10 protein-coding genes are annotated in these 9,243 nt (G+C 66.1%); 7 read left to right on the top strand and 3 right to left on the bottom strand.

Features of this window, described 5'->3' with window-relative positions:
• On the bottom strand, nt 1–646 hold a 646-nt coding region (locus tag E4634_RS02990; protein WP_135441102.1), incomplete at its 3' end, for a TetR/AcrR family transcriptional regulator.
• Nucleotides 647–1,005: 359 nt separating this feature from the next.
• Here E4634_RS02990 and E4634_RS02985 point away from each other — a divergent pair.
• From E4634_RS02985 to E4634_RS02960, 6 genes are all read left to right on the top strand, one after another.
• Nucleotides 1,006–1,782 (top strand): SDR family NAD(P)-dependent oxidoreductase, encoded by a 777-nt coding sequence (locus tag E4634_RS02985; protein ID WP_135441101.1) that lies wholly within the window; start codon nt 1,006–1,008, stop codon nt 1,780–1,782.
• Nucleotides 1,783–1,815: 33 nt separating this feature from the next.
• Complete coding sequence (locus E4634_RS02980) at nt 1,816–3,099, top strand: hypothetical protein (protein WP_135441100.1); 1,284 nt, start codon at nt 1,816–1,818, stop codon at nt 3,097–3,099.
• A 14-nt stretch (nt 3,100–3,113) separates the two neighbouring features.
• A complete protein-coding gene (locus E4634_RS02975; RefSeq protein WP_135441099.1) occupies nt 3,114–4,289 on the top strand; it encodes a sulfotransferase family protein in 1,176 nt (391 codons plus the stop codon).
• A 54-nt stretch (nt 4,290–4,343) separates the two neighbouring features.
• Nucleotides 4,344–4,850 carry a VOC family protein gene (locus tag E4634_RS02970; protein WP_135441098.1) on the top strand — a complete coding sequence of 169 codons (507 nt, stop codon included), beginning with the start codon at nt 4,344–4,346 and terminating at the stop codon, nt 4,848–4,850.
• A 111-nt stretch (nt 4,851–4,961) separates the two neighbouring features.
• Nucleotides 4,962–5,384, top strand: coding sequence for a rhodanese-like domain-containing protein (locus tag E4634_RS02965; RefSeq protein WP_135441097.1), 423 nt, complete (start codon nt 4,962–4,964; stop codon nt 5,382–5,384).
• Nucleotides 5,385–5,387: 3 nt separating this feature from the next.
• On the top strand, nt 5,388–6,377 hold the full coding sequence (locus E4634_RS02960) for a metallophosphoesterase family protein (protein WP_135441096.1): 990 nt from the start codon (nt 5,388–5,390) through the stop codon (nt 6,375–6,377).
• Here E4634_RS02960 and E4634_RS02955 read toward each other — a convergent pair.
• Nucleotides 6,304–7,215, bottom strand: a complete 912-nt coding sequence (locus tag E4634_RS02955) for a LysR family transcriptional regulator (RefSeq protein ID WP_135441095.1) — start codon at nt 7,213–7,215, stop codon at nt 6,304–6,306. The genes E4634_RS02960 and E4634_RS02955 overlap by 74 nt on opposite strands.
• A 110-nt stretch (nt 7,216–7,325) precedes the next feature.
• Here E4634_RS02955 and E4634_RS02950 point away from each other — a divergent pair, with 110 nt between their 5' ends.
• Nucleotides 7,326–8,099 (top strand): ferredoxin--NADP reductase, encoded by a 774-nt coding sequence (locus E4634_RS02950; protein WP_135441094.1) that lies wholly within the window; start codon nt 7,326–7,328, stop codon nt 8,097–8,099.
• Between the two features lie 140 nt (nt 8,100–8,239).
• Here E4634_RS02950 and E4634_RS02945 read toward each other — a convergent pair whose 3' ends face one another.
• The gene (locus E4634_RS02945; RefSeq protein WP_167854746.1) at nt 8,240–9,241 is read right to left on the bottom strand and encodes a phospholipase A; all 1,002 of its coding nucleotides are present in this window, start codon (nt 9,239–9,241) and stop codon (nt 8,240–8,242) included.
• Nucleotides 9,242–9,243: the final 2 nt, after the last annotated feature.

Below are 9,243 nucleotides of genomic sequence, written 5' to 3'. Positions count from 1 at the left end.
CAGCCTCCCCCATCCCCGCCGCCGCAAAATCCAGACAAGCCTGCAAATACGCATCCCGATCCGCAATCACCGCCTGGGAGAAAGCCCGCGACTGGTCCCAGTCCACCACCGACACCAGGAACACCGTGAAGGCCGCCAGGAAGCGCATGTCGACAACATCGGCGGGCAGCGGCGCGAGGCTGTCGCGCAGCAGTTCGTGCAGGTTGCGCGTCATCTCGGGCGAGTCGGCGATCGTGCGCCAGTGGGAGATGTCGTTGAACACCCGTAGCGCCAGAAGAAATGCCGCGTAGGAACAGGTGCCCTGGGCGTTGCGCACCTCGGCAATCGGCCGCAGGATCGCCTCGAGGATGGCGCGGGTATCGCGCTCGAAGCCGCGCTTCACCAAGGTGGCGAGCAGGTCCTTGCGGCGGGCGTCGATGGCTTCAGCGCGGTCGCGGATGATCGCGCGGACCAGGCCGTCCTTGTTCTTGAAGTAGTAGTTGACGATGGAGTGGTTGGCCGAACCCACCGCGCCGGTGATCTCGCGCAGCGACACGCCGGCGTAGCCCTTTTCGCCGATCAGCGTTTCCGCCGCATCCATGATCGCCTGCCGGGCGTCCTCGCCTCGCGAGTCCCGGCGCTGCCGCGCGGTGTTGCTGCCTGCCATCGTTTTACCTGTCCGTTGCGATCGACCCTGCCGGATCGGAACCGGGTTACCGCACGCCGGGTGTGGACCCGCCGCGATCAAAAAACTGTTTGCCGGCCCGGCATCCTGGCGTTATATTTTAAGGTATATACCTTAATAACAAAATACAGCCAGCCGGGGAATGACCGCTATATCTCGGCCGAACTGTGAAGACAGCTTCCTATGCGCAAAACTCCTCGGGGATTCCTGCCCCTAACTAAGCCAACTACCTTAGATAACTTCTGGGAATCTCAGTGGCCAGCCACCCCCGGGCGCACCCCCTGCACGACGGGCCACCAGCGAGGCGCGCAGGCCTACCACGGCGGCCGGGGAGACAGGTCATGAGCGATGCGAACAGGACTGCGCTGGTCACCGGCGCGGCGGGCGGCATCGGCCGCGCCGCCTGCGAGCGCCTGGCGCACAACGGCTGGCAGGTGCTCGCGGTGGACCGCGACACCACCGCGCTGGGCTGGACGGAAAGCGTGGCCGGGGTGACCGGCCATGTCGCCGACATCACCAGCGCCGAAGCGAACAAGGCCATGATCGCGGCGGCGGAGCAGCGCTTCGGCGGCCTCGACGCAGTACTGCTGAACGCCGCCATTCCCATGGGCGGCAGCCTGGAAGACGTCGCCTGGGAAGACTTCGAAAAGGTGATTGGCGTCAACCTGATGGGTACCGCGCTGGGCATGCGCGCCGCACTGCCGGCACTGCGCCGTCGCGGCGGCGGGGCGATCCTGGCCACCGCATCCACCCACGGCCTGGCCGGGGAGTGCGACAACGCCGCCTACGTGGCCAGCAAGCACGCGGTCATCGGCCTGGTGCGCGCGGTGGCGCGGGATGTCGGCTGCGAGGGCATCCGCGTCAACGCGATCTGCCCGGGCCTGACCCGGCAGACCGGCATGACGCGATTTCTCGAGTCCGGGGACGTGCCGCCGGAAGTGCTCGCGGGTCTGGTGCGCGGCATCCCCCTGCAGCGCTGCGCCGAGGCGGACGAGATGGCCGCGGTGATGGAATTCCTGGTCTCCCCGGCGGCGTCCTACATCAACGGTGTCGCCCTGCCAGTGGACGGCGGCGCGATCACCGGCTCGGGCCTGCTGCCACCAAAGAGCGGTGTTTAGGTACCGCGGCCGACCAGCAAATGGAGACAGGCAATGAGCGATAACGACACCACCATGGCGCAGACCAACTTCGCCTCGCGCTCGCAATCCGCCGATAGCGCGGCGGACTTCAGCAGCGACGCCGGCGCCCTCGCCTACGCCAACCGGCAGCTGGATGAACTGGTCGCGGCGATGCGCTACAAGCTGGAAAAACACATCACCGGCTGGCCGGGGGACGACCGCGAACTGGACACCCACGAGGCGCTGCGCCACCTGTTGCGCGATATCAGCTTCGGCCACGCCGCCTACATGGAGGCGGACTACGCCAACCCCAACCTGACCAAGATGAGCGGCACCAGCCGTGTGCAGTTCCAGTTGCCCTCGCCGGACTGCGTCTACCACTCGGCAGTACTGCACGGCGACTACCGCTACCGCCTGCGCGGCAACCGCGGCTCCGCGTGCGTGTTCCAGCTCACCGTCTACAGCGGCCACGCCTGCGACCTGGTGGGCTGGAAGACCCAGTCCATGATCAACAATTTCGACGCGCCGGAGCAACTGGCGCCGGAGCGCGAGGTCGAGATCGTACTGTCCCGCGAGCGGCCTGCGGACCTCGGCAACGCCCTGTGGCTTGAGTTGCCCGAAGGCCCCTGTGAGTTGCACAGCCGCCAGTATTACGCGGACTGGCAGAGCGAAAAGCCAGCGGACCTGGTGCTTACCGTGGACGATCAGCCGTTCCCGGCACAACTGCTGGACCGGCCCACGGCGGAGACCCGCTTCCACCGCCTTGTCGACCTGCTGCGCGTGCACACGGACTTCTACCGCGCAGGCGTGCAGGCGCACCTGGATGCGGACCCGGTGGAAATAGCCGAGCTGAAGATTCCCGGCGCCTTCGAGGGCACCAACTACTTCCCCGGGCACTTCCGCTGCCAGCCGGACCAGGCGGTGATCATAGAGACCGACGACCCGGATTCCCTGTACTGGAACACCGCCCTGTTCCAGATGCAGTACGAGCCCGGCGACTGGTGGGCGCGCATGTCCTCGCTCAACGGCCAGCAGGTGCACACCGACGCCGACGGAAAAATACGCATCGTGTGCAGCTGGCAGGACCCGGGCGTGCCGAACTGGCTGGACGCCTCCGGCCGCGTGCTGCACCTCATCGCCTACCGCTTCTTCCGCGCCGCGCGCACGCCGGCGCAGCCGAGGCTGACAACAGTCCCGCTGGCCGAGGTGCGCGCGCACCTGCCCGCCAACACACCCACGGTGACCCCCGCCGAGCGCCGGGCGCTGCTGGAACGCCGGCTGGTCTCGGTGTACCGCCGCCGCTGCGGCGATTTCTGAGCGGGGGCGCGGCCATGAGCGAGATCGAACGACTGAAGCAGGCCCTGCAACTGGAGCCGCTGCTGGAGGCGGCACTGGCGGAGGCACCGGCCACGGCGTTCCGCGACACCAGTTTCATTCCCAACCTGGAAAAGGTGCTGGAGATTCCCACCCGGCTGCCCATGTCCGCCCAGGGTCTGGCGGCGATGCACGCCAACAACGTGCGCTTCCTGGCCAACCGCCTGCGCTACGAGGCGGATGTGGAGCGCCACCCGGAGATCCTCGACGAGGACGTGTCCGACCCCATCGTTGTACTCGGCCTGCCGCGCAGCGGCACCACCAAGCTGCAGCGCTTTCTCTCGGCCGACCCGAACCTGCAAACCACTCACGCCTACCGCATGTTCAACCCGGCGCCTTTCCCCGGCGAACAGCCCGGGGATCCGACACCGCGTATCGAGTGGACGCAGCGCATGATGTCGGCGGTGACCAACACCGGCGAGAGCTACCAGGTGATGCACGAGTTCGACGCCTTCGAGGCCGAGGAAAGCAGCTTCGTGCCGCTGGCCAACTTCGACTACCCGATGCAGTACATCACCGCGCCGGACCCGGAATTCCTGGCCTGGGCGCGCAGCGTGGATCGCGCCTCGCCGCTGTCCTGGCTGAAGAAAATGCTGCAGTACCTGCAGTGGCAGGACGGCGGCCGGCGCGAACGCCCCTGGCTGCTGAAAAACCCGGGGCATACCGGCGAGATCGCGGACATGCTGCGCGTGTTCCCGCGCGCCACCTTTGTCATCTCCCAGCGCGACCTCACCCACACCATGGGCTCGAGCATGCGCATGATGGGCGAGATCATGCAGATCTCCTTCGACAGCTACGACCCGCGGCAGATGGCGGACGAACTGGTGGAGTACTGGAGCTACGAACTGGGCCGTTACCAACGCCAGCTCGCCGAACTGGGCGACGCGGTGAGACTGGTGAAAACGCCCTACCACCGCTGCGTCAACGAAGCCATCAGCGTCGCCCGCGAGGTCTATGCCCTGCACGGCATCCCGCTCACCGCCGAGGGCGAGGCGGCGATGCTGCAGTGGGACCGCGACAACCCGCGGCACAAGCTGGGCAGCTACAGCTACCGTCTGGAGGACTACGGCTGGAACCAGGCGATGGTCGAGGACGCCTTCGGGCAGATCGCCATCGACTGGCGCGGGTACTAGGCCGGCCTGGGGATCGCCCGACAAAAACAGGCTGGAATACAGCCGGGAGGAGCCATGTTCCTGCGCGGACACATGCAGAACGCCTATGTCACGCACGATCTCGACCGGGCCATGGAGATGGTCGCCGAGCGCTTCGGCGTGGAGAGTTTCGACCGCTTCGAACCGCAGATGACGGTGCGCACGCCGCAGGGTGAGCAGCCGCTGTCGACCCGCGTCGCCTCGTTCTGGGCCGGCGGGCTCAACGTGGAGATCATCCAGCCCACTGGCGGTTACATCGAGCACTACACCAGCATGCTGCCGGCGGATACCGGCGATGCGGTGCCGCGCTTCCACCACATCTCCCTGCGCCGCGACGATGAGGCGGCGATGCGCGCGGAGATCGAGGCACTGGGCCTGCCGCTGGCTTTTGAAGGCCCGCTGTCGATTCGCGAGGCCATCCCCAGCCTGGTGTTCGTCTACCTGGATGCGCGCGCGGTGCTCGGCCACTACGTCGAGTTCACCTGGAAGAGCCCGGAGGCCTGGGCCTATGTAGGCTGGCCCGAGGGTCGGCCGGTCTGGTAATACCACACCTGCCGGCGCGGCATTGACCCGGCCGCGGCCCGGGGCTACTGTCCGCAGTGTTATTCAACGCTTCAAACCGGGCGCAGCGCGCCCACCCTGCAGGAGACCGCCATGACCCGCCACGCCTTGTTTTCCCTGTGCCTGCTGTGCTGCCTGGCCCTGCCGCTCCCGGCCGCCGCCCAGGACAGCGCCTCTGCCCCGGCGCGACCGGCCATCGACAGCGAACTGCTCAGTGCCTACGCCGCGGGCCAGCCGGTGTTCACCCTGCTCGACGCGCGCTCGCCGGATGAATTCGCCGGCGGTCACGTCGCCGGAGCGGTAAACGTGCCGCACGACGACCTCGGTGCGCACCTCGCCGTGCTGCCCGAGGACAAGTCCGCGCCGGTGCTGGTGTACTGCCGCTCCGGGCGCCGCGCCGGCCTGCTGGTGAGCGAACTGGCGGAGCTGGGTTACACCGGCGCTCGCGTCCTGCCCTCCGAGCAACTGGACTACGGCGAGGACGAAATCACCTTCATCACCGACGGCGGTCACTGAGCCTTGCCCGCGTCCCGGCGACGCTTCCTGCGCGGGGCCGGCGGCACACTGTGCGCCGCTGCCCTGCCCGCCGGGGTGGTGCGCCTCGCGTTTGCCGACAACACGCGCGAGATCAGCTTTGCCTGCATCTCCGATGCGCACATCCAGCAGATCCGCGGCGGGCAGTTCGTGCGCAACTGGGACGACCAGCTGCGCCTGGCGGTGGCGGAGATCAACCGCCTGCGTCCGGCGCCGGACTTCGTGCTGTTCGGCGGCGATCTCGCCCAGCTGGGCAAACGCGCGGAACTGGACCACGGTGCGGATATCCTGTCCGGGCTGCACGCCCCCTGCCGTATGGTGGTGGGCGAACACGATTACTACCTGAACATGGGCGAGCACTGGCGCGAGCTGTTCGGGCCCAGTCATTACAGCTTTGCGCTCAAGGGTGTGCACTTCATCGTGCTCAACAACATCCTTACTTCGGACAACTGGAGTGCGCAGTGGCCCAGCGCACAGCGGCGCATGGCGGAGATGGCCTGCCTGGAAAACCCCAACTGCGATGCCTTCAGGCTGGGCAATGCGCAGCTGGACTGGCTGGCGCGGGAACTGGCGCCGCTGGCGAACGATACGCCGCTGGTGTTGTTCACCCACGCGCCGCTGCAGCAACTGTACCGGCCGTGGAATTTCTGGACCGAGGAGGCACCGGTTGTGCATGCGCTGCTGGCGCGCTTCCGCCAGGTCGAGGTGTTTCACGGGCATGTCCACCAGCAGGGCCAGCAGCAGCTGGGCAATATCCGGTTTACTGCCCTGCCCGCCAGTGCCTGGGCCTGGCCCTATGCGGCGCCCTCAGTGCCAACATCGACTCGTGGGGCGTCACACATCCCGCTCATGACCCTGGGCGCGGACGATCCGGCGCGCGCGGCCACCGGCTGGGAGTTGGTCAACCTGCACTCCGGCCGCGCCGAGCGGCAGATTGTGTTTCCCGGCACAGGTCCAGCCAGCGTCGCAGGGTAGCGCTGTGGTATTTGTCGCGGTGCACGATGAGGTTGAGCTGGCGGGTGAAATCCCGCTGCGGCACGCGCAGCGGCACCAGTGAACCGCGCGCAAACGCCTCCTCCAGGGTAATCGCCGACAGGCAGCCGACCCCGAGACCCGCCTCCACCGCGCGCTTGATCGCCTCGGTGTGCTGCAACTCCATGCGGATATCCAGCTCCGGCAGCAGGCCGTGCATGGCGCGCTCGAAGGTCTGCCGCGTGCCCGAGCCAGGTTCGCGCACGATCCAGGCCTGGGCCAGCAGGTCGTCATCGCCGAGGCGCCGCTTGCGCGCCAGCGGGTGACCCGGGGCGGCGAACACCTGCAGCACGTCCTCGCGCCAGTAGCGGGTCTCCAGCCGCGGGTGATGCATCTCGCCCTCGATCATGCCGATGTCCAGTTCGTAGTCCGCCACCTTGCGCACGATGGCCTCGGTGTTGGCCACGTGCAGGGCGAGGTCGGCGCCGGGGTGGCGCTCGCGGAAGGCGGCGATCATCTGCACCGCGAGGTAGTTGCCAATGGTCAGGGTGGCGCCGATACGCAGGGAGCCCGCCGCCTCGCTGCCGCGCAGGGCCTGCTCGAAGGCGCCGGCGCGGGCCAGCAGGCTTTCTGCCTCCGGGCGCAGTTCGCGGCCCAGTTCGCTCAGCTGCAGGCGTTTGCCCAAGCGGTCAAACAGCTGCACGCCGAACTGTTGCTCCAGTTCGCGCAGGGCGCCGCTGGCGGCGGACTGGGACATGGCGAGGTCCTGCGCCGCGCGGCTGATGTTCTCGTGGCGCGCGGTGGCGAGGAAGACCTCCAGTTGGCGCAGGGTGAAGTGCATGGCCTTATATCTGTATTTCCGATATTGATTATCAAATATATCCGTTTAACAAATATATGGCCATGCCCTACAGTGCGCTGCTCACACACTGACGACAAGGTAAACACGCCATGGCCACCCTGCTGCGCGAACAGGTCACCGACGTCCACCACTGGACCGACCGGCTGTTCAGCTTCAAGACCACCCGCGACAAGGCGTTCCGCTTCAAGAACGGCTATTTCACGATGATCGGGCTGGAGCACGAGGGCAAGCCGCTGCTGCGCGCCTACAGCATGGCCAGCGCCAACTACGAGGACGAGCTGGAGTTCTTCAGCATCAAGGTGCAGGACGGCCCGCTGACCTCGAAGCTGCAGAACATCCGTCCGGGGGACGAGATCTTGGTCAACAGCAAGGCCACCGGCACCCTGGTCAACGACAACCTGCTGCCGGGCAAACACCTGTACCTGATCGCCACCGGTACCGGGCTGGCGCCGTTCCTGTCGATCATCCGCGACCCGGAGATCTACGAGGCCTACGACAAGGTCATCCTCACCCACGGCTGCCGCGAGGTGGAGGAACTGGCCTATCGAGAGCTGATCACAGAGCAGCTCCCAGGGCACGAATACCTCGGCGATGTAGTGCGCGAGAAACTCGTCTACTACCCCACCGTCACCCGCGAGAAGTTCGTCAACAACGGCCGTCTCACCGACCTTTTGAAAATCGGCAAGCTGGAGCGCGATATCGGCCTGCCGCCGATCAACCCGGCCGACGACCGCTTCATGATCTGCGGCAGCCCGAGCATGCTCAAGGACATCACCGCCCTGCTCGACAGCCGCGGCTTCAACGAATCCCGCCACGGCCAACAGGCCCACTACGTCATCGAACGCGCCTTCGTCGAAACCTGAAAAAAAGGGGTCAGAGCCCTTTTTGCTCGAAAAAGATGCCGAAGGAGAGGAGCGGGGTCAGAGCTCTTTCTGACCTCTTTTGCTCTGCCCCCTACCTCCCACCAATCTATTCCAGCCGAAAAGGGCTCTGACCCCATTGATTAGAGGATGTCGGTGAGGACGACGCCTACGCCGATGCGATTGGTGCTGGTGTCGTAGTCGATGAGGCTTTCGCCGTAGCCGTTGAAATATTGCAGGTAACCGCGGAAGCGGCGGGTGCCGGGGAGCGGGAAGGTCCAGTCGAGTTGCACCGAGCCCTTGTTGTCGCTTTGCAGGTTGTTGCGCACGGTGATACCGAAGGTCTGTTCGTCCCAGGTCCACAGGGCTTCGAGGTCACCGTAGCCGTAGTAGTCCTCGATATCCGAGTTGTCATCGTCCTCGCTATTCTCCGGCAGGCGGTACCAGGCCCGCGCAGCCAGGGTCAGGTGGTCTCGCTCGAACAGGGCGGTGCCGATGATGCGGTTCCAGCTGCGCGACAGGGGTTCGCTGCGGCCGTTGGACTGGTGGTTGAAGGACAGCGCGTTCAGCGTGTTGGTGAAGCCGAAAATCTCCCAGTCGTTCTCGAAGCTGAGGAAAATCTCCGGCTGGTAGTTGGTCTCCCGGAACGGCGCCGAGTCGTTGTACGCCTGCCACCAGCTCTCCTGGGTATAGGCCGCCCACAGCCGCGTACCGCGCCCCAGGGGGTGATCCCAGAGCAGCGCCTTGAAGCTCACCTGGAACTTGATCTCGACATCGTCACCCTCGACATCCGGGTTGATCTCGTTCCACACCTTGTCGTTGAAGTGTGTGTTGTAGGTTACCGGCAGCAGGTAGTTGCGGTGATGGGGAATGATCACCCAGGGGTTGTTCGCCTCTTCCTTTTCCTCCTCCACGCGCTGGGCGAACTGCCCCTCCGGCTCATTCGGGCTGCCCTCGGGTCGCACTCCCGCAGCGGCGTCGTCCTGGGGCTGCGGTACATGCCCGGACAGCTTGTCGTAACAGGCCAGGCGATCGTCGTTCTCGACGATGGCGGCACAGCTCGCCAAGTCTCCGCGCACATCATCGACGGCGTGGGCAGCGCCCGCGACCAGGCACAGGGCGAGCATCGGTACAAAACGGTTCATAG

The sequence above is a fragment of the Mangrovimicrobium sediminis genome, from assembly GCF_004745945.1.
In the GTDB taxonomy this organism is placed as follows: domain Bacteria; phylum Pseudomonadota; class Gammaproteobacteria; order Pseudomonadales; family Halieaceae; genus Mangrovimicrobium; species Mangrovimicrobium sediminis.
The sequence above is the reverse complement of the archived record's forward strand: the minus strand, read 5'-3'. Positions and strand labels throughout refer to the sequence as shown.